General features: G+C 60.2%; 18 protein-coding genes and 1 pseudogene. 12 read left to right on the top strand and 7 right to left on the bottom strand.

The genetic code is table 11. From position 1 onward, the window contains the following. Positions 1–10: 10 nt before the first annotated feature. The 7 genes from QNI87_RS03670 (at position 11) to QNI87_RS03640 (ending at position 7022) form a co-directional block, all read left to right on the top strand. The gene (locus QNI87_RS03670; protein WP_300595300.1) at positions 11–1327 is read left to right on the top strand and encodes an alpha/beta hydrolase; all 1317 of its coding nucleotides are present in this window, start codon (positions 11–13) and stop codon (positions 1325–1327) included. After that, positions 1324–1833, top strand: a complete 510-nt coding sequence (locus QNI87_RS03665; RefSeq protein WP_300594107.1) for a DUF3598 domain-containing protein — start codon at positions 1324–1326, stop codon at positions 1831–1833. The genes QNI87_RS03670 and QNI87_RS03665 overlap by 4 nt, the downstream gene beginning before the upstream one ends. Before the next feature lie 130 nt (positions 1834–1963). Beyond that, positions 1964–3349: a 3-isopropylmalate dehydratase large subunit gene (locus tag QNI87_RS03660; protein ID WP_300594104.1), complete on the top strand. Its 1386-nt coding sequence runs from the start codon at positions 1964–1966 to the stop codon at positions 3347–3349. A 172-nt stretch (positions 3350–3521) separates the two neighbouring features. Continuing rightward, positions 3522–4163: a 3-isopropylmalate dehydratase small subunit gene (gene leuD / locus QNI87_RS03655; protein WP_300594101.1), complete on the top strand. Its 642-nt coding sequence runs from the start codon at positions 3522–3524 to the stop codon at positions 4161–4163. A gap of 148 nt (positions 4164–4311) precedes the next feature. Then, complete coding sequence (locus QNI87_RS03650; RefSeq protein WP_300594098.1) at positions 4312–5232, top strand: hydroxymethylglutaryl-CoA lyase; 921 nt, start codon at positions 4312–4314, stop codon at positions 5230–5232. Next, the gene (locus tag QNI87_RS03645; RefSeq protein ID WP_300594095.1) at positions 5229–6410 is read left to right on the top strand and encodes a CaiB/BaiF CoA-transferase family protein; all 1182 of its coding nucleotides are present in this window, start codon (positions 5229–5231) and stop codon (positions 6408–6410) included. Before QNI87_RS03650 ends, QNI87_RS03645 begins: the two co-directional genes overlap by 4 nt. Beyond that, a complete protein-coding gene (locus QNI87_RS03640; RefSeq protein WP_300594092.1) occupies positions 6411–7022 on the top strand; it encodes a VOC family protein in 612 nt (203 codons plus the stop codon). Here the strand turns inward: QNI87_RS03640 and QNI87_RS03635 are convergent. The 5 genes and pseudogenes from QNI87_RS03635 to QNI87_RS03615 all read right to left on the bottom strand — a co-directional run. Next, a complete protein-coding gene (locus tag QNI87_RS03635; protein WP_300594089.1) occupies positions 7003–7317 on the bottom strand; it encodes a DUF1330 domain-containing protein in 315 nt (104 codons plus the stop codon). The genes QNI87_RS03640 and QNI87_RS03635 overlap by 20 nt on opposite strands. A 12-nt stretch (positions 7318–7329) precedes the next feature. After that, positions 7330–8022, bottom strand: a complete 693-nt coding sequence (locus QNI87_RS03630; RefSeq protein WP_300594085.1) for a hypothetical protein — start codon at positions 8020–8022, stop codon at positions 7330–7332. Positions 8023–8105: 83 nt separating this feature from the next. Next, complete coding sequence (locus QNI87_RS03625) at positions 8106–8468, bottom strand: hypothetical protein (protein ID WP_300594082.1); 363 nt, start codon at positions 8466–8468, stop codon at positions 8106–8108. Further along, complete coding sequence (locus QNI87_RS03620) at positions 8465–9679, bottom strand: class I SAM-dependent methyltransferase (RefSeq protein WP_300594079.1); 1215 nt, start codon at positions 9677–9679, stop codon at positions 8465–8467. The genes QNI87_RS03625 and QNI87_RS03620 overlap by 4 nt, the downstream gene beginning before the upstream one ends. A 272-nt stretch (positions 9680–9951) precedes the next feature. After that, positions 9952–10185 (bottom strand): annotated as a pseudogene (locus tag QNI87_RS03615) (IS5/IS1182 family transposase); the annotation flags it as partial. Between the two features lie 215 nt (positions 10186–10400). Between QNI87_RS03615 and QNI87_RS03610 the strand changes: the two are divergent. The 4 genes from QNI87_RS03610 (at position 10401) to QNI87_RS03595 (ending at position 14737) form a co-directional block, all read left to right on the top strand. After that, positions 10401–11036 (top strand): VIT family protein, encoded by a 636-nt coding sequence (locus QNI87_RS03610; RefSeq protein WP_300594077.1) that lies wholly within the window; start codon positions 10401–10403, stop codon positions 11034–11036. A gap of 259 nt (positions 11037–11295) precedes the next feature. Further along, positions 11296–12753: a cardiolipin synthase gene (gene cls, locus QNI87_RS03605; RefSeq protein WP_300594074.1), complete on the top strand. Its 1458-nt coding sequence runs from the start codon at positions 11296–11298 to the stop codon at positions 12751–12753. Next, the gene (locus QNI87_RS03600) at positions 12753–13457 is read left to right on the top strand and encodes an endonuclease/exonuclease/phosphatase family protein (protein WP_300594071.1); all 705 of its coding nucleotides are present in this window, start codon (positions 12753–12755) and stop codon (positions 13455–13457) included. The genes cls and QNI87_RS03600 overlap by 1 nt, the downstream gene beginning before the upstream one ends. Positions 13458–13555: 98 nt before the next feature. Continuing rightward, positions 13556–14737 (top strand): amino acid permease, encoded by a 1182-nt coding sequence (locus QNI87_RS03595; protein WP_300594068.1) that lies wholly within the window; start codon positions 13556–13558, stop codon positions 14735–14737. 13 nt (positions 14738–14750) lie between these two features. On the opposite strand, the gene QNI87_RS03590 is transcribed toward QNI87_RS03595, so the two are convergent. Together QNI87_RS03590 and QNI87_RS03585 are read right to left on the bottom strand one after the other, a co-directional pair. Further along, positions 14751–16202, bottom strand: coding sequence for an amidohydrolase family protein (locus tag QNI87_RS03590; RefSeq protein WP_300594065.1), 1452 nt, complete (start codon positions 16200–16202; stop codon positions 14751–14753). A gap of 171 nt (positions 16203–16373) precedes the next feature. Continuing rightward, positions 16374–17201 carry a universal stress protein gene (locus QNI87_RS03585; protein WP_300594063.1) on the bottom strand — a complete coding sequence of 276 codons (828 nt, stop codon included), beginning with the start codon at positions 17199–17201 and terminating at the stop codon, positions 16374–16376. Positions 17202–17798: 597 nt separating this feature from the next. Between QNI87_RS03585 and QNI87_RS03580 the strand changes: the two genes are divergently transcribed. Next, positions 17799–19040: a hypothetical protein gene (locus QNI87_RS03580; RefSeq protein ID WP_300594060.1), complete on the top strand. Its 1242-nt coding sequence runs from the start codon at positions 17799–17801 to the stop codon at positions 19038–19040. Positions 19041–19110 lie beyond the last annotated feature (70 nt).

Raw genomic sequence — 19110 nt, 5'->3', positions numbered from 1 at the left:
AGTGCTGCTTATGGTGCATCAGAGCCCGCGGTCGAGCGCGGAATACACCGATCTGCTGCAGCGCTGGGGGGAGGATTTCACCTGCATCGCGCCGGATAGTCCGGGATTTGGGCAGAGCGACCCGCTCCCTGACGTTAAGCCAGAGATCGACGACTTTGCCGATGCGCTGATCGCATTCCTTGATGCGCTGGGGGTTGATCGCTGCGCCGCCTATGGTTTTCATTCGGGCGGCATCATCCTTGTCACCGCGCTCAAGCGTCATCCGCAGCGTTTTCTACGTCTTGCGGTTGGCGGCTATGCGATCTGGACCGAGGACGAAATGCAAAACTTCGGAGAGCGCTACCTGCCGGAATGGCACCCCTCCCCCTATGGTGAGCACCTCACCTGGCTGTGGAACCGCATGCTGGAGCAGAGCTGGGTCTTCCCATGGTTCGACACGCGCGAGGAGGCGCGGCTGAGCGTGGCCCACGCCGATGTACCTAAGGTGGCTCAGGCAGTGTCCGAAATGCTCGACAGCGGCAATGCCTATCAGGTGGGCTACGGCGCCGTGCTGCGCGCGCCGCGCGACATTCCTGCTATCGGAAGCGAAGTGCCGCCCTGCCTAATCAGCGCCTATGACGGCGATCCATTGCAAGCGCATATTGATCGGCTAGGCGAAATGCCTGCAGGCTGGCGCGCGCAGAAGGTTTCGACCCCGGCTGAGCACCAGGACGTCAGCCTTGCGTTCCTGCAAGAGGATGCTGGCGAGGTTGCGCCGCTACTTGCTGAAGACAGCGAGGAAGGCTGGCTGCCGCTCGACCACGGACTGGTGCATTGGAAGGGCACTAAGGGCGGCACTCTTGTGTTGCATGGTCCGGCTGAAGAGTTGGCTGAGCCCGGAGCGGGCGAGATTACGATTGATGTGCCCGGTCATGGCAAGTCCGACCCGATCGTGAGCCCCCGCGAAGGCGGGGACCTGCCCGCCGGAGGCTCCCGCCCGCGCGGGAGCGCGCACGCGTTCGAGGAATCCATCTCAGCAGCGGCGGCGAAACTCGGCGCGCAAAAAATTCGATACCCCAAATTGCCGGAGGGCGACCCCGCAAGGCTCTACCCCGACATGACACCCGACCGCTTTGGCCAGTACCTCCAGCGTGCCTGGCAGGCCGCGCGGGCTCAGGCGTTCTTTGAGCCGTGGTACGAAGCCAGCGCCGCGAATGCCATTCCGCTCGATACCACCAAGCTGGAACCCGCCGCCCTTCACACCCGTGCCCGCGCCCGCATCCGCGCCGGTTACGCCGCGCGCCACTATCACGAATTTCTCGAACACATGACGAAAGACACCTTATGACAACCTTCGCCGAATTCTCTGAACGCATGCCGCTACTCGCCCGCCATGAAGGCGTGTGGGATGGCACATACAGCTATTTCAACGCAGCCAATGAGAAGATTGATGAGCACGCGAGCCGTTTGCTGTGCCGGATGACGGGAAAGAACGACATCCCCTATCATCAGACCAATCACTACACCTGGCCCGATGGGAAGACCGAGGTGCGCGAATTCCCCGCGACCTACCGCGAAGGGCGCATCTGGTGGGACAATGACCTCATTCAGGGCTGGGCTGCCGAAGTGCCGCTTGACGAGTATAATCGCACGATGATGCTCTATTGGCAGCGCACCGGGGATCCCTCGCTCTATCTGTATGAGCAGATCCAGATCTCCGACAACGGCCAGAACCGCTGCCGCACCTGGCACTGGATCCGCGACGGCGTGCTCGAAACGCGCACCGCAATCCAGGAGACGTTCGTGACGAAGGACTGGCGCGCAGTGGATGCGGAGATGGCCGCGAGTGTCTAAATAGAGAGACTATGGAGAAACCGCCCACCTCGCTGCAGTTAGCAAGTTCCACTCCCCTCCCGAGAGCGGGAGGGGCGGTGCAGTTTGGTAAGGCGCAGCCGAACCTGGCGAACCGGGGTGGGCCAGCATCATGAGCCAAACCCTGTTCGAAAAAATCTGGGATACGCACGAAGTCGGGCAGACGCCCGGCGGTGCATCCCTGATCGCGGTCGACCGGGTATTTCTGCACGAGCGCACCGGCGCCTCTGCGCTCAAGCGGATGGCCGAAATGGGGCGAACGGTCCGTGATCCTTCCCGTGTATTCGCGGTGATGGACCACATCGTCGACACCCGCCCCGGGCGCGGCGATGGCACGCTGATGAAGGGCGGCGAAGGCTTCATCACCGAAACCCGCGCGGCATGCAGAGCAGCGAGGATTACCCTGTTCGACGTCAATGACCGCGATCAGGGCATTGTCCATGTCATCTCTCCCGAACAAGGGATTGTCCTGCCCGGCCTCACGCTGGTCGCGCCGGACAGCCATACCTGCACGCAAGGCGCGTTTGGAGCTCTGGCCTGGGGCATCGGATCGTCTGAAGCCGAACATGCGATGGTCACCGGAACGCTGCGCATGGAGCGCCCCCGGACAATGCGGGTGCGGTTCACCGGCGCGCTCAAAGCAGGTGTCAGCGCCAAGGACATGATCCTCACTCTGATCGCGCGCTATGGTGCAGGCGGCGGTGCGGGCCATGTTGTCGAATTCGCTGGCGAAGCGGTGCGCGCGCTCGACATGGAAGCGCGCATGACCCTGTGCAACATGGTGACCGAGTTCAGCGCGATGACCGGGCTGATCGCCCCTGACGCGGTGACGTTCGAATACCTGAAAGGCCGACCCTACGCTCCCGCAGCGTTCGAAGATCCCTATTGGGCAAGCTTGCGCTCAGACAACGAAGCCATGTTCGACCGCGAGATTGAAATCGATGCGTCTACCGTCGCACCCATGGTCAGCTGGGGGACCAGCCCGGAACACACAATCGCGGTCGATGGACGTATCCCGCAAGGCCCACAGCGAGCGCATGATTATATAGGGCTGAGTGCAGGCAGCAGACTCGCAGGCACCCCGATCGACGCGGCATTTCTTGGAAGTTGTACGAACAGCCGTATCTCCGACCTGCGCCGCGCGGCGCGTATCCTCAAAGACAAGCGCATCGCGCCTTCAATCCGCAAGGCTTTGGTGGTGCCTGGCTCTTTGCATGTGAAACGGCAGGCCGAGGCGGAGGGGCTTGACGCAATCTTCGCCGCTGCTGGGTTTGAATGGCGCATGAGCGGGTGCAGCCTATGCTTCTATGCTGGCGGAGAGGGCTTTCCTGAAGGCAGCCGCACCGTCTCCAGCACCAATCGCAATTTCGAAGGCCGTCAGGGCCCCGGCATCCGCACCCACATCGCCTCCCCGGAAACCGTCGCCGCGAGCGCTCTGGCCGGCGCGATCGCTGATCCGCGCGACTATGTGCGTGTGCCCAAAGAGGTGGCAGCATGAGCCGGAGCTCGAACCAATCCGTCATACTGAATGTGTTTCAGGATCCATCATGCATCTTTGCGCAGGTTATCGATGATCTTGCGACCACATTGCCACTTCATCTGCGCAAACTGCGGCCAGACAAAACATGGATGCTGAAACGAGTTCAGCATAACGGGAAGGGCATTCAGAGATGACCGCCTTCCCCTCCCCGCTTACCGGACGCGCGGCGCCGATCCTGATCGACAATGTCGACACCGATACGATCATTCCAAGCCGCGAGATGCGCTCCACCGGGCGCAACGGTCTGGCCGAAGGGATGTTCGCCCCTTGGCGCTACACCGATGCTGACGCGCGCACCGAAAACCCAGATTTCGCGCTCAACCAGACCGAGTATCGCGGGGCGTGCATTATCGCTGGTGGCGCGAACTTTGGGTGCGGGTCGAGCCGCGAACACGCGGTCTGGGCTCTGGCAGAATACGGCGTGCGCGCTGTGATTGCGGAAAGCTTCGCGCCAATCTTCCACGGCAATTGCATCCGCAACTTTGTCCTGCCCGTCACCCTGCCGCGCGAGGCCGTCAATGCGCTCGCCGGAGACGAGGTGACGATTGATCTGGCCGCCCAAACCGTCACTCACGGCGATATGGTACACCTTTTCACTATCGATGCGGAGGCGAAGCAAATGCTCGCCGAAGGGCTTGATGCGATTGATCTGACGCTGACGCAGAGTGCTCAAATCGACAGCTGGACCAGCGCCGACCGCGCGTTGCGGTCCTGGGTTTACCTCCAGCAAGATGGCAAGTCGCTTTCCCACGCAGGGTCAGATGGAGCATGAGCTTGGTATGAGATGGACGAGCACAAGACTAACACTGCGAAATGAAAAGTGACACACAAACACTCGGTTGGATCATGAACGTCGCAATGAAACAAAGATTTATGCAGACACCCCTACTTCGTAAGAACCCCGCTTCAGTGTGTAAGCAATGACGCGGATCCTCGTATCCGAAGTCGGCCCGCGCGACGGTTTGCAATCGATCAAGCCGGTGATGCCGCTGGAGGCCAAGAAGCGGTGGATCGCAGCGGAGGCGGCAGCGGGCGTGCAAGAGATCGAAGTGGGCAGCTTTGTCCCGCCCAAGCTCCTGCCGCAGATGGCGGACACCGCCGCGCTGGTCGAGTTCGCCAAGGGCATTGATGGCCTCATCGTCGTGACGCTGGTACCCAACGCCAAAGGCGCGCAGCTCGCCGCCGATGCCGGCGTTGATGCGATGAGCATCCCGTTTTCCATGAGCGAGACGCATTCGATCAAGAATGTCCGCAGAGATCACCCGGCCATGCTGGAGGAAATGCGCGCCGCAGCAGCCATCGCGAAAGAGCACTCGATCCATTTCGCGGTCGGGCTCTCAACCGCCTTCGGCTGCACGATAGAAGGCGCGGTGAGCGAGGATCAGGTGGTCCGTCTCGCCGAGCAGGCCGCCGAAGCGGGCGCGCAGGAATTCAGCCTCTCGGATACGACCGGCTATGCCGATCCCGCGCAGGTCCGCCGCCTGACGCGCAAAGTCAAAGCCGCAGTGGGCGATGACATGCTGACCACCCTGCACCTCCACAACACGCGCGGGCTGGGCCTCGCCAATGTGGTCGCGGGGCTGGAGGAAGGGATCACGACCTTTGACGCATCGCTGGGCGGGCTTGGCGGTTGTCCGTTCGCTCCGGGAGCGAGCGGCAATCTGGTGACCGAAGACCTCGTCCTGATGCTTAATTCAATGGGCTATGAGACCGGCATCGACCTTGAGGCCTTGCTCAAAGTGCGCCGCATCCTTGCCGAAGCGTTGCCGGATGAGCCGCTCTACGGCTTTACGCCTGATGCCGGGCCGATGCTGGACTATAAAGCGCGGATCGCGGCATGAGCGAGGCGCCCACCCCGCTCGCTGGCCTGAAGGTCGTTGAATTCACCCACATGGTAATGGGGCCGACCGTGGGGCATATCCTCGCTGGTCTCGGCGCAGAGATCGTGCGGGTGGAACCGATCAGCGGGGATCGTACGCGGCGGCTGAAAGGATCGGGCGCTGGCTATTTCCCGATGTACAATCGCGGCAAGCAATCCATCTGCCTCGACCTAAAATCCGACGCTGGGCTGGCTGTCGCCAAAGATCTGATCGCACAGGCCGATATACTGGTGGAGAACTTCCGGCCCGGCGCACTCGATCGCTTGGGTCTCGATTACGAAAGCTGTTCAGGCGGTAATCCGGGGCTTATCTATTGCTCGGAGAAAGGGTTTCTGCCCGGCCCCTATGAACAGCGCACCGCCCTGGATGAAGTCGCGCAGATGATGGGCGGCCTTGCCTATATGACCGGCCCGCCCGGCAAGCCCTTGCGTGCGGGGGCAAGCGTGATCGATGTGACCGGTGGCATGTTCGGTGTAATCGGTATCCTCGCCGCGCTCGAACAACGTCACCGCACCGGGCGCGGGCAGAAGGTGACCGCAAGCCTGTTTGAAACCACGATCTACCTCGTCGGCCAGCACATGGCGCAATATGCCGTCACGGGCACGCCCGCTGCGCCCATGCCTGCGCGCGTCTCTGCCTGGGCGATCTATGACGTGTTTGAAACGCAGGACGATCCGGTCTTCATCGGCGTGGTCACCGATGCTTTGTGGGAGAAGTTCTGCACGCTGTTTGCGCTCGACGAATTGTGGGCGGACGAAAGCCTGCGGGAGAACAATGCCCGCGTCGAAGCACGGGATCGAATCCTGCCCGTGATCCGCAGCATCATCGGGAAAATGACCGCGAGTGAGGTGATTGGGAAGCTCGATGGCACCGGCCTGCCCTTCGCGCCGATTGGCAAGCCGCAGGACATGTTCGATGATCCGCATCTCAATCAGGGTGGGCTCGAAGACGTGACGCTCGATAACGGCACGGCTGTTCGGCTGCCGACGATCCCGCTCGAGATGGATGGGAAGCGGATCGGCAGTCCGCAGGAATTGCCGGTGCCCGGTAGGGATGCGCGAGGCGTTCTGGAAGCGCTTGGCTATACACCCGAAAAGTCAGAGGAATTGATCGCCAGTGGCGCAGTGGGAGCAGCATAGATGAAGTGGATTGGGCCGGTACTCGCGGCAGGATTGCTCAGCGGATGCGTCATCGCGGTCGATAACGATGGCAATGATGATGCCCCGCGCAGCGTCTCGGCGGCTCAGCCCAAAGCCGCAGGAGTGGAAGCGCCCGAAGACCGACTGCCCACCGATGTGCGCCGCACCACCATCATCGTGCGAGACATTGAGAGGAGTCTGGCGCTCTATCGCGATGTGATCGGGCTGGAGGTTAATTATGACACCACCGTCACCACATCGGGCGTCGCCCTTCCCGCAGGCGAACCCGGCGCGACTGCGCGGCTGGTGCTGCTCAACGCCAATGATCCTTGGGTGGGCTGGATCGGGCTGATGGAGTGGGTGGATCCCGCCATTCCTGCCGATGACTATCCCACCCGGATGGGTCCGGGCGATGTTGTGATCATCCTCAACACCGATGATGTGGAAGGGCGCTGCGAGGGCGCGAAGTCGGTGGCGGGCGTGACCTTCACCGCCGAGCCGCGCCTGCAAGTCTATCCGGGGCGTGATGGCGGGGCGGATATCCGGGTGATGGGCTGCAACTTCTTCGATCCCGATGGGATCCTGATCGAGCTCAATCAGATACTGGAGTGATATCCGGCCCTTCGATCAGAGTGATCTGCACATCCGCGATCCCGTCGCGCAGCTTCTTGACTTCGGCGTATTCCGGGCTGTCGAAGAACGCTTTGGCCGCGGCCTTGTCAGGCCATTTGGAGATCGCCATGCTCGCCCCATCGCCAAAACTGCCCTCCAGCAATTCCGCGCCCGGCCCGCGCAGCAAGTACTCTCCGCCGAACTTCGCAACCAGCGCAGCGGCAGCGGGGCCGTAGCCCGAGATAAAGGCTTCGCGATCATGAATATCGGCGGTGACAAACATGTAAGCAGGCATGGCCGCTCCTCCTCAAAATGGTTTGACAGCGCCCAGGAAACACACCGATGCGATGGTCACCCAATAGATGTAAGCCGCGATACGCGCCTGTCCGATTTCGGACTTCAGAGCGGCCTCCTGCTTGGCGTCGGGACCCGCGGCGAGTATCCGGAAGCGCGAGGTCCAGCGCCGCATCACAAGCCGCAGGAACAGGCCGATGCACAGCGCAAAGGCATAGAGCGCCATTTTCGCGGGATACCAGTCGCTTCCCTCGCCCGACTGGATCGGGCCGGTGCCGTTGAACGCCATGAAGGAGACGATGAACAAGGCGACGATCAATGGGTAGCGCAGCAGCTCTTCTGCGCGGGTCACGGCGATCCCGATATCGGTCTCACGCTTGATGAAGGCGGTCCAGGTCATCGCCAGCCACACGGCGAAGAACAGCCACATCCACCACACACCCATCCCATCGAGAAGCGGGACAAAGCCATAGATCTTGCCCATATGCAGGCCCAGCGGGAGGAGCAGAACAATCCCGGTGCGCGCAAGGATATCGATGCGGTAGGCGGTTTCCATATGCCGTTTGCGCTCTTCCAGCGAGAGCGCCGGATTGGTGACGTGGTAGCTCGTCTGAAACACGCCCCACTCGCCGCCCAGCCAATAGACCATCGCAAGGATGTGAACCCAGCGCAGAATGCTGAGTTCATTCAAAATCAGAAATTCCATGATCCCGTTCCTGTATCTTGCCAGCGTGGGCGCGAACTGGACCCCCATCCCTTCGCGCCGCCGGTTACCTCCTCAACTCAATGCTATTCTCTGGATAGTTGCGTCACCACATCCATAATCGGCGGGTCTTTCGCCTCCATAGCCTCGACCTCCTGCTGGAAACCGCGCATGATGCGCGCGATGTAGGCGCGGGTTGCGAGCCCCCGTTCATCCGCCGCCTCGCGCGTTGGCTCGTACGCCTCGATATCCGCGCGGCTCAGCGTGCCGTTTTCATCGAGCAGACGTTCAACCGTATCCTGCCTCTCTCGCAGTGCCGAGATTTCGGCCGCCATTGCAAACACGGTGGAATACAGGCGATCTAACGCAGGATCATCGAAGAATTCCGGGCGCTTGCCCTTGGCGCGCTTTCCGGAGAGGGCGATCCAATCCAACGGCTCGCCGTTCATGCTGCGACCGCCGCCTGCTCGGCCTTCCAGGCGCCATAGGCGTTCCAGATGGCGGCACGTCCAAAGTCTTCTTCGCCCTCATCCGGAGAGGGCGGAAAGATGTCCGGGTCCACTACCGCACGCACTCCTGCGGTAAACTGGCTGTCTTTAGCGAAACCAGCATCCGCCATGACCTGCTTCAAGTCCTGGCCATGCATCGCCGACCAGAACGGCTCATTGTTGTTGAACGCGTCCCAGTCCCGCATGAACTGTTCGAACAGCGGCATTTCGTCGGTGTATTGCGGCTGTTCCACATGCAGGATCAGCCCGCCCGGCTTCAGCACCCGGTTCGCTTCCGCCAAAATGCGTGGCATCGCCCTCGCCGAAAGTTCGTGCAGGAACATCGTCGTCTGCACCCAGTCAAAGCTCTCATCCTCAAAACGCGAGAGGTCTTCGCCAGAGGCTTGCACGAATTTGATGTTTGTGACGCCGAGGGAGGCCGCACGGGCCGCAGCATATCGCAGCGAGGCCCCGGCGGTGTCGATCGCGATCACTTCCGCGTCGGGATAGGCCTGCGCAATCGGGACCGCATTGTGACCAATCGTGCAGCCGATATCGAGGATGCGCTTGGGCTGCCAATCAGGGCGCTCGGTCTTCGCCCAGTTGACCACCGCCTGACCACCGCCGTCATTCAGCCCACCGAGCGCGCCACCCACGGTCGCAAACAGGCCGACATCGTAATTCGCGCCGACAGAGACGTCTCCGTCCCGCTCTTCGGAATGGTAGCCGCCGGGCTGACAATGAATATCCACCGCAGTCTGATAGAAAGGCTGCTCAATGGTGCTGTCGAGCTCAAGCATCCCGGAGTGCTCGTTATACTGGCGCGCCTGCGCGTCGAGCTCATCGAGCTGACGCAGCACCACCTGTCGCCCGAAATGCTGGCGCATCTCCATCGAATTGCGCTTCAAGGCCGACCAGACCCGGTGCCACTCATCCTTGTTCATCACATCACGGATTTCGTAGCGATGCTCAGGGTCGCGCCCATGCTCTGCGCGAAACGCAGGCAAGACACGCTTTTCATACGCAAGCTTATTGCCCGCACCGATATCGCCCGAAAGATAACGGTTGAAATGAGTCAGAAAGTTGAAGCGCGCCGCTTCATCATGGGTTGTGCGCGGCGACATACCGTGAAGCGTAAGCGCGGTGTAAGGAGGTGGCAGGTCAGAAGCCATTTTCGGATCCCCAAGAGATGGTTTGGCGGCATTTGTCCGGACAAATTTGCCAAATGAGTCACAATTGTCAACGTCTGAGATACATTGAGGTAGATACGTAGCCCACACCTGCATTTGGTCCAGGCCCCGCTGACAAACCGATTGGTCCAGAAACGTACAGGGGCGATGTGTATGCAGCCGAGACAGCTTGCTGATGTCTTGTCATAGAGCGTGGCGAGGGGACGCGAGCGTTGGTAATAAGTTGGATCTTGGACGCGAAGCTCTCCTCAGCATGTCGAAGCGCCACCTTTTGAACGGCCAAAAGCCCGTCTTTGGGTTCCCCTTTTTGCGCCCGCTGCCAAGTGATGTGCACGCCTCAAGATGCTGTCGATCATCGGCACGCTGTCTGGCGCTGTGCCGCTGTCATTGAGGGCATCAAGCCCCAGCTTCCATAGCCTCGCCAGGGTACAGCGCCGAAACTGGCGATGGACGCTCGACCACTTGCCAAACTCTTCGGGCAGATCGCGTCAGGCCCTTATGTCAAGCGGATTGCTTTTCTTGACGAACTCGCTTCAGTATCTCAGACGTGGCACCACGCGGCGCACCTTGGACCAGGTACGTAATCCGGCGCGAGAAGCCATGTCGAATACGCAATCAAGCGAGTTACACCACACTGGCAAACCCAAGCGCCCATCCCGACGATCCCCACTATGTCCATCGCGGCGGATGGCTCCGAGCGGCCGTGCTAGGCGGCAATGACGGGATCATCTCTGTATCGTCGCTGATTATCGGTGTCGCGTCGGCGGGCTCTGATCAGAGCGTGGTCGTCTTATCGGGCGTTGCCGGCTTAACCGCTGGTGCCATGTCCATGGCGGCCGGGGAGTATATCTCGGTATCATCGCAGCGAGACTCCGAGCTCGCAGACATCGCGCGCGAAAAGCGTGCCCTTTCAGACATGCCAATGGAAGAACGCGATGAACTCGCACAGATCTATCGCGATCGCGGATTGAGCGAGACGACGGCGAGGACGGTCGCGCGCGAGTTGATGGAGCAAGATCCGCTCGGCGCGCACCTGCGCGATGAGGTCGGGATTATCGAGGCGCGACGCGCGAAGCCCTTTCAAGCTGCCCTTGCATCCGGCGCCACCTTCAGCGCAGCGGCAGCGCTCCCTATCCTGACGACGATACTGGCGCCCCCTTCATCCGTCATCGTCGCGGTTGTCGCGGTCGCCATGCTTTCGCTGGCCGCGCTCGGTGCCGTTGGAGCAAAAGTGGGCGGTGCGCCGATCAGCAAAGCGGTGCTTCGTGTCGTGTGCTGGGGAGCGTTTGCCATGGCCATAACAGCCCTGATCGGCACCTTGTTGGGTGTGAACGTTTGATCGGCCGGACTATTGTTCAGCTTCGCATCGGATACGTAGGTGTCCATAACGACTCTCGGGACGATCTCGTCGACTGCATGCTGCTCGTCAAGTGGACCGGTCGGTCGGATCGAAAAGGATAAACGACTGCAAGGGCATTCGGAATCTATAATCCCAAGGCAGGGTTTTGTAATGGACTTCCTGCTCGGGCGAAGGTGATGCCAAAGCCGAACGAACCGCCGCGCAAGCGTGGGATGGCCAGAGGAGGACCGAGCCGATTTTGGTAGATACGACGATCCTTGCCGAACCTCTGCCATCCTGGGCACTTTGGCTATGGGCGAACAAATTTGTCGTTGCCGGATGGATCGTCGCCCTCGTTGCGTTCGTGCTCGTCCCGTTTCGCAGGCCTCCCGCCGAAGCGCGCAGTTGGCTGCTCATATTTTTTGGCCTGCCCTGGGTCGCGCTGGTCGTCTACGCCCTGATCGGGCGTCCATATTTCGCAGCCGACAGGAAAGCTCGGATTGAGCGGCTTCCGGACCTTCTTGACCGCATCCGCTCGCGGATCGAAGACTTTGGGCGGACACCCGAATTGTCGTCGGACAATCGCGCAGTCGAACGATTGGCAATGGGCATAGGAGGCTTCTCGGCAACCTCGGAGAACAGGATCGAGACGCTCGATCGTTATGAAGCAGCATACGATGCGATTGTCGCCGACATCCTTGCGGCCGAGCATCATGTCCATCTTGAGTTCTACATCTTCAGGGATGATCGGATCGGCGAAAAGATCATTGTAGCCTTGGAACAGGCCGCCGCGCGCGGTGTCACATGCCGCGTTCTGGTCGACGCTCTTGGATCTTATGGCTCACTGCGAAAGCTCAAGCGGCGCCTTCGGAGTATAGGTGCACAAGTGCACGACATCCTCCCGCTACGCCGACGTTTGCGCAGCTCTCGTGTCGATCTGCGAAATCATCGCAAGGTTGTGATCGTTGATGGTAAAATAGGGTATATCGGGTCGCAGAATATTTGGGACCCGACCCAGCATTCACGCCGGACGAACAAGGATTTGCTGCTGCGCATTGAAGGTCCGGCAGTCTCACAACTCCAAGCGGTCTTTGCGCTCGACTGGTATCTTGAAACGCTGGAAGAGCTGGTCAGTGATGAACTCTTCCCCCGCCCGGAGCGAGGGAATGATCGGTCAGCGCAGATTGTAGCGACAGGCCCTGAGAACCCCGAGGTTGGCGTCGATCTCATTTTCGCTCAGGCCATCTACAACGCCGCCGAACGGGTCGTAATTACCACACCCTATTTTGTCCCAAACGATGCCATAATCTCAGCCATCAAGGCCGCGACACTCGGCGGAGTGCGCGTGTGTCTGATCACATCAGAGCGCAGCGACAACCGCGTGGTCGGCCTTGCCCAGCGAAGCTACTATTCCGAACTGCTTGCCGCTGGGCTGGAGATCTATCGCTACGGTCCGGATTTTCTGCACGCCAAGCACTTCCGCGTCGACTATGAAGTCTCGATCGTTGGTACGAGCAACATGGACATGCGCTCTTTCGAATTGAACGCGGAGATCGATCTTATTTCCTTCGACGCTGACTTTGCCCAGGAATTGCAGCAGATTGAGGACAATCTGCTAAGCAACTGCGAAAGACTCTCTCTTGAAGACTGGCGCCAACGGTCGCTGTGGTCGAAAGTCCTGGAAAACACCGCCCGTTTGATGGCTGATCTGATCTGATGTCGAGGACCGAAGTCAAAGTCGCGAGCTACAACATTCGCAAAGCGATCGGGACCGATCGGACCCGCAGGCCCATTCGCATCCTCAACGTTCTGGAAGAGATCGATGCAGATATCGTCATACTGCAGGAGGCGGACCGCCGTTTCGGGCGACGTCAGAGCGCCCTGCCCCCATTTCTCATCGAGGCTCACTCGAATTACCGGGCCGTTCCCCTCGACGTGCAAAGGGATTCGATGGGTTGGCATGGCAACGCAATCCTTGTTCGCGAGCATATTGCAATCGAACATCACGACATCATCCATATCCCCTATCTCGAACCGCGAGGAGTTATTACGGCAAGGCTCAGGGTAAGAGGCCGACCTGTATCCGTGTTCGGAATGCATCTCGATCTGTCGGGATTGTGGCGCACGCGTCAGGCCAACGTGATCGCTGACCTTGCGCTCGAAGAGCAGGAGTTCGGGCCGACCATTCTGACCGGGGACCTTAATGAGTGGCGCCCGAACGCCGGATGCCTAAAGGTGTTCGGCAAGCACTTCTCGGTGCTTGACTGCGGACGAAGCTTTCACAGCCTGCGGCCCCTCGCTCGCCTTGATCGAATAATGCATTGCGACCGGGTCGAAGCGCTCGAATGCGGAGTGCATCGCAGCTCTCTTGCAACACGGGCATCGGACCATTTGCCGGTCTGGGCCCGGCTGAGGCTATAGAACTGCAAAGAAAGTGCGGTCGCATGATCCCATCGGAAGCCCCTGGCAAAACGCAACAATCGCAAGACGCTGAGGCTAAACCAAAGCTCAGGCGCGCTTTGTCTTGGCCACTGCTCTGCCTTTATGGCCTTGGGGTTACTCTGGGCGCCGGGATCTATGTGCTGGTCGGCGCCACCGCCGAAAAGGCCGGGATCTTCGCGCCCGTTTCCTTCCTCATCGCAGCAGCGGTCGTCGGGGTAACGGCGCTTTCGTACATCGAGCTGGCTACACGCTATCCTGTAAGTTCGGGGGCAGCCGCTTATGTCGAGGCCGGCTTTCAGAAGCCCTGGCTCACCACCTCGATCGGTCTTCTGATTGCGCTTTCGGGGATCGTATCCGCTTCCGCGGTCGCAATCGGCGCGGGAGGTTATTTGAACGGCCTTACCGGCTTGCCGATCCCGCTCCTCGCCATTGCTACGGTGGTGGTCATGGGTCTGCTCGCCGCGTGGGGCATCAGCGAATCCGTCAGGGCGGCGGCTACAATTACTCTGATCGAGGTCGCCGGGCTGCTGCTGGTTATCGGTTGGAGTTTCGCTGGTCCTTCAGCTTCGATCATCCCCGCGGTCGCTCTGTTGCCCACGTTCGAGATAGGCCACTGGTTCGGTATCATAGCTGCCTCCACGCTCGCCTTCTTCGCCTTCATCGGATTTGAGGACATGGCAAGCGTTGCGGAAGAGGTGAAGGACCCGCGCAGCGCCTATCCCAGGGCGGTCATTGTGACCCTTGCTGTTTCGACCCTGCTTTACACGCTGACGACCATCGCGGTCGTGACAACGATTCCCATAGAGGTGCTCGCGGGCAGTTCATCGCCCTTGATGCTCGCCTTTGGCAACGCGCCCTCGCTTGTGCGCGATGCATTCGGCGCTATCGCCGTGGTGGCCACGGTAAACGGCATACTCATCCAGATCATCATGGCTTCGCGCATGATCTACGGCATGGCCGATCGCGGCTATCTGCCACAACCGCTGGCAGCGGTGTCGAGGCGCACGCAGACACCCCTAGTCGCCACAGCGACGGTGGTCCTTATCATCATCGCGCTCTCGCAACTCTTCCCCATTGGAGTGCTGGCGGAGCGAACATCGCAAATCGTACTGGTCACTTTCATCCTCGTGAACATTTCCCTTTTGCGGGTCAAAATGCACGAGGATCGCCCGCCACAAGAGTGCTTCACGGTACCGCAACTGGTCCCTGCCATCGGAGCCCTCGCTTGCAGTCTCTTGCTGCTTTCGGGCGTTTTCTAGAAGGCCAGTAATTTCAGTTGCTTGTCTGCGCCTTTTCGCGCAAGTCGGACGCCATCATGGAGAGTGCATCACTGTCGATCAAACGTCCGTTGGCAATAACAGCCCTCGGCTTGCGCAGCGGCGCCAGCCCATCCAGCGGGTTCGCGTCAAGCAGGACCAGATCCGCGCGCCGACCTTCGGCGATTGTGCCATCCTGATCGGCAAGGCCAAAGAAACGCGGCGGAGCAACGGTCGCTGTGTAGAGCGCCTCACGCGGGGTCAGCCCGATCTCGACATAGAGATCAAGCTCGTCGAGCAGAGAAAAGCCATGGAACAAGAAGGGATTAGCAAAAGAAGCATCGGATGAGGCAAGGATCGGAACCCCGGCCCGATGCGCCATAAGGAAGGTCTTGCGGTCGAGCGCGATGCTCTTCTCGGCCAACGCGCGCACCTCGTCGGTCATCGCTTCCAGTCGAAAGTCAGGCTTGCCCCAGGCTTCGCGCACTTCGGCGGGGATCAGCTTCATCCGGGGCGCTTCCGCCGGCGGCCAGTTGCCGAGATAGAAGTTGGCGACGACCAAAGTCGGGCTGACATGCAACCGGGCCGCTGCGACCCGCTGGAGCACACGCTCGCAGAGCGTTTCGTCCCACGTATCGAGGATGATCCGGTTGCGTGAGGCCATTATGGCAAAAACCTCTTGGAGCGACACTTCCAGGTCCATTGCCGCCCGCAATTCCTCAATCATTTGGTTCTCGGCCTTCGAGCAGGCCATCGTCATGCGCCCGAAATGCTCCATTCCGCGCTGGCCAGCGACAAGCGCGGTGGGCAGTGAGACCCGCTCGGGGATATGGCCGACCAAAGGCAATCCGGCGTGCTTGGCGGCGTCGGCCAGAGCGAGATACGTAGGCTTGGCCAGCATTGAATAGGATTTGACCGCAGCCCACCCCTCTTCTGCGATTTGGGTCACAGTTTCGCGTGCCTCATCCGGCGTGTCGGCCAGAAACATGCCAGGCCACGAACCCGGTCGGGCGTCGACCCAAGCGCCCGCCAGCAAAAGGCGCGGGCCAAGCGCTTCGCCGCTCTCGATTTTCGCCTGCAACTCCTTTTGATCCGCGATGGGCCACAATGCGCCCATATCCCGCACGCCGGTAATCCCATGGATAAGGTAAAGCGGTAGCGCCGTCTCGGGCTCGCTGCGCGACGAGAAAATGTGCACGTGGCTGTCCCACAAGCCCGGAATCAAGAAGCGTCCCTCGCCCTCGACGCGCTCGGCGGTTTCGGGCGCTTCAAGACGAGGCGCGATACGGGCGATCCGACCGCCTTCGATGAGGACTGTCTGCTGATCGGCAACGGCGCCGGTCTCCAGGTCCACGATACTGACGTTTTCGATCACGACGTCCGCAAACGCGGTGCCCGGTACCGCCAGACAGATGAACAACAACAGCGTTGTGACCAAGCCTCGCCCAAGCCTCTCGACGCCCATCATGAAGCCTTTCCTGACCAGTGTTCAACGCGCATCATATCGGACCAGTCGAAGGTGGCCATCGGTGAAGAGTCCATCGGCAAGATGCCAGATTGCGCCGCCAAGGGCCATCGCGCCAAGAACTCTTACGACCCGCATAGCCGGCGTAATCCCTCGAGATTCGGGGTGATCGGCCTAGTGGGCAAGAAGCAGCGGCAGACGCGGATCGCTCAACATGCTCCGCGTAACGCCGCCGAGCATGCGCTCTCTGAAACGCGAGTGGCCATAGGCGCCCATGACTATGAAGCCCGCCTCACGGGCATGAGCCGCTTTCATGAGGGTCTCGGCTATCGAGTCACCTTTCTCACGCTGCAATTCAATCAGCTCGCTCTTTAGATCGTGCTGCGCCAGATATTCCAACGCCTGCGTTGATGGCAGATCGAATTTATCTTTGTATTTCTTCTTTTTCTTCTCAGCGACTTGCAGGACATGAACGCAACTGGCTTGGCGCAACGCTGGAAGCGCGGCTCGCAAGGCGTGCGCGCATTCCGGCGCGCCGTTCCAGGCAACTACGGCAGGAGCGCCAAAGTCGAACGAGCGGACGCTTTCAGGCACGACAAGGATTGGGGCCCTGACTCTTTCGATTAATTCGCCAACAAATCGTGAGGGAGAACCTGGAAATCCAAGGGGGTCATTTGATCCGACAATCACAACATCGTGGAGGGGCGCACATGACCCGATCAGCCCGACAGCTGCGCCTCGCGATGACTTCCAAACCCAGGACACGCCTTCACCCGCCAGGCGCTGCTCGATCTCGCCTCGGCTCCGCGTGGCCGTCTTTTCGTAATCGACAACCATCTCCGCGGACATGGCACCATAAAAGTCCGTCGGCACCCCATAGTCATAGGGTGCGGCTTGAGCGCAGGTGATGCGTCCCTTGAAATGCCGCACGAAGTCCAGCGCGACCTGAAGTCGCGCTTCGAAGGCCTTGTCATCGTAAACGTGCAGAAGAATGGATCGCATGGTCACTTACCTTACCTTCGAGAAGAGCTTGTTCGCAGGAAAGGTACTGGCCATGCAAGCGAACAAACTACGTAAACTGCCGTAAAGCCGCCAGCGGCTGCCGCACCCGGGCATGCGCGACGGCTGGGGTAGTCATGGGCGTTTTTTTTGAACTTTCCTCATATTAAACACCATCAAATTCGCAATCGCCCACTAATGAGCGTTATTTGGACCTCTTCAAGCAATCGGAGATCATCGAGGATGATCTGCGCCACCCACACGATGCCAGCTTTTGCGGCCAGGCTATCGCTCTTGCCGATGATGAAGCGCTCAGGGCCGAAATGAAGCAAGTTGGCTTTGCATTGGCGCAGATCGAGACCGGAACACACGGCGCTTGCGCAAAATGCGGTCAGGACATCTGCAAAGCCGGATCAAAGGCCCGTCCCATCGCCACCCTTCGCGCCAACTGCGACTCTTACGAACTTACCGGCTCAAGGCACATTCGACCCCACGACATCAGAGGCCGTCCGATGGGAGCAAAGCCTCGCATAATCTCACATCCGGACATTTACGGATACTGGTGGCACAGCGGCACCGCCACAAGCAACGTCTCTTGAAATGCTGTTGGGCAAAGGCCCCGGCGGGGAGGCGTTCGACATGATTGTTATCGACTATGCGCCGATCAAACGGCTGACTTTTGGGTTGCTGCTCACGTTTGGTGCCATCGCCCTGCCCTCAAGTTCCCTCGGCCAGAGCGCAGAAGAGCCTGTGGCATCAGATGGGGACGGACAGAGCGACATGGTCTTTGTCACGGGCGAGGACATCAGCGTATCGCAAAAGACCACGGATGATCTTTTCGCCGCCGCAAGCTCGCTTAAGGTAAACGGTGCGCAAGCGGATCATCTGTTCCTTGCCGGTGGCGATCTCGAAATCTCAAGCGCTCAAGTTCGGGATGTTGTGGCAGCCGGTGGCAATATCCAGTTGAACGCGGCAACGGTTGCCGACGATGTTATCCTGGCTGGCGGCGAAATCGTCGCGCGCGAGGGTTTCGACATCGGTGGAACCGCCGTTATTGCGGGCGGAGAGGTGCGTTTCGAAGCGCCCGTCGGACGCGATCTGCGGATCGGGGCCAATGACATTTATGTCAATTCGGTGGTCTCCGGATCGGCTCGCCTTTCCGGCGATGCGATCGAGCTTGGTCCCAAGGCACGGATCGAGGGGGATCTCGTTTATCGTGGTTCCACCCTCAAGCTCGATCCCGCCGCAGTGATCGTAGGCGAGCGTAACCAGCTAACATCGACCGAGCCCTATGCCGCCGAAGATGCGGTGAGAGGCGTTGGCCAGTTCTTCCTGTTCTTCAGCCTAACGATGATCGTCAGCTATTTTGTGATCGTTGCCCTGCTCGTCATGCTCGTGCCACGCGTGATGGACGCAACCTCGCGGATGCTCGCTGGAAAACCGCTTCAGGCTCTGGGCATCGGCGTGCTTTTCGCTGCGGCAGTCCCGGTCCTGGGGATCATCTTGTTTTGGACGGGGGTCGGGATCCCGCTGGCCGTTTTCCTTTTTGTCTCATCTCTGGCGCTCACACCGATCGCCGTGGCGGTGGCCGCCCACTTCATCGGAATGTTTGCGCGCAAAGTCATCACCAGGAAAGACCAAGACGCAATGGGCACCTTCGAGCGGTTCCTATGGCCGCTGGCAGGCGTCGTGATCTTGTTGGCGCTCACCCTGATCCCGCTAGCAGGATTGCTGTTCCTCCTGTTGGCAATGCTTTTCGGACTGGGCGCATTCGGACGGCAAGTTTTGGGGATGCTCACCACCCCGCCTGTGGCTCCGGCGGGTTCACCAGCGATGGCTTGACGGATGAAAGGGGGCGGCGCGACATCCATCCTGAGCGTTCGCTGCATGCTTACAATTCGCCGAGTGAGCC

Source organism: Erythrobacter sp. (assembly GCF_030066995.1).
Taxonomy (GTDB): Bacteria; Pseudomonadota; Alphaproteobacteria; order Sphingomonadales; family Sphingomonadaceae; genus Erythrobacter.
The sequence above is the reverse complement of the archived record's forward strand: the minus strand, read 5'-3'. Positions and strand labels throughout refer to the sequence as shown.

Bases quoted from the DNA above. Each gene is read 5' to 3' on its own strand.
- QNI87_RS03650 (WP_300594098.1), top strand. From the start codon at position 4,312: ATGACGCGGATCCTCGTATCCGAAGTCGGCCCGCGCGACGGTTTGCAA.
- QNI87_RS03620 (WP_300594079.1), bottom strand. From the start codon at position 9,679: ATGGCTTCTGACCTGCCACCTCCTTACACCGCGCTTACGCTTCACGGT.
- QNI87_RS03585 (WP_300594063.1), bottom strand. From the start codon at position 17,201: ATGCGATCCATTCTTCTGCACGTTTACGATGACAAGGCCTTCGAAGCG.
- QNI87_RS03580 (WP_300594060.1), top strand. From the start codon at position 17,799: ATGCTGTTGGGCAAAGGCCCCGGCGGGGAGGCGTTCGACATGATTGTT.
- QNI87_RS03665 (WP_300594107.1), top strand. From the start codon at position 1,324: ATGACAACCTTCGCCGAATTCTCTGAACGCATGCCGCTACTCGCCCGC.
- QNI87_RS03600 (WP_300594071.1), top strand. From the start codon at position 12,753: ATGTCGAGGACCGAAGTCAAAGTCGCGAGCTACAACATTCGCAAAGCG.
- QNI87_RS03640 (WP_300594092.1), top strand. From the start codon at position 6,411: ATGAAGTGGATTGGGCCGGTACTCGCGGCAGGATTGCTCAGCGGATGC.
- QNI87_RS03625 (WP_300594082.1), bottom strand. From the start codon at position 8,468: ATGAACGGCGAGCCGTTGGATTGGATCGCCCTCTCCGGAAAGCGCGCC.
- QNI87_RS03645 (WP_300594095.1), top strand. From the start codon at position 5,229: ATGAGCGAGGCGCCCACCCCGCTCGCTGGCCTGAAGGTCGTTGAATTC.
- QNI87_RS03660 (WP_300594104.1), top strand. From the start codon at position 1,964: ATGAGCCAAACCCTGTTCGAAAAAATCTGGGATACGCACGAAGTCGGG.
- QNI87_RS03590 (WP_300594065.1), bottom strand. From the start codon at position 16,202: ATGATGGGCGTCGAGAGGCTTGGGCGAGGCTTGGTCACAACGCTGTTG.
- QNI87_RS03630 (WP_300594085.1), bottom strand. From the start codon at position 8,022: ATGGAATTTCTGATTTTGAATGAACTCAGCATTCTGCGCTGGGTTCAC.
- QNI87_RS03635 (WP_300594089.1), bottom strand. From the start codon at position 7,317: ATGCCTGCTTACATGTTTGTCACCGCCGATATTCATGATCGCGAAGCC.
- QNI87_RS03670 (WP_300595300.1), top strand. From the start codon at position 11: ATGGTGCATCAGAGCCCGCGGTCGAGCGCGGAATACACCGATCTGCTG.
- leuD (WP_300594101.1), top strand. From the start codon at position 3,522: ATGACCGCCTTCCCCTCCCCGCTTACCGGACGCGCGGCGCCGATCCTG.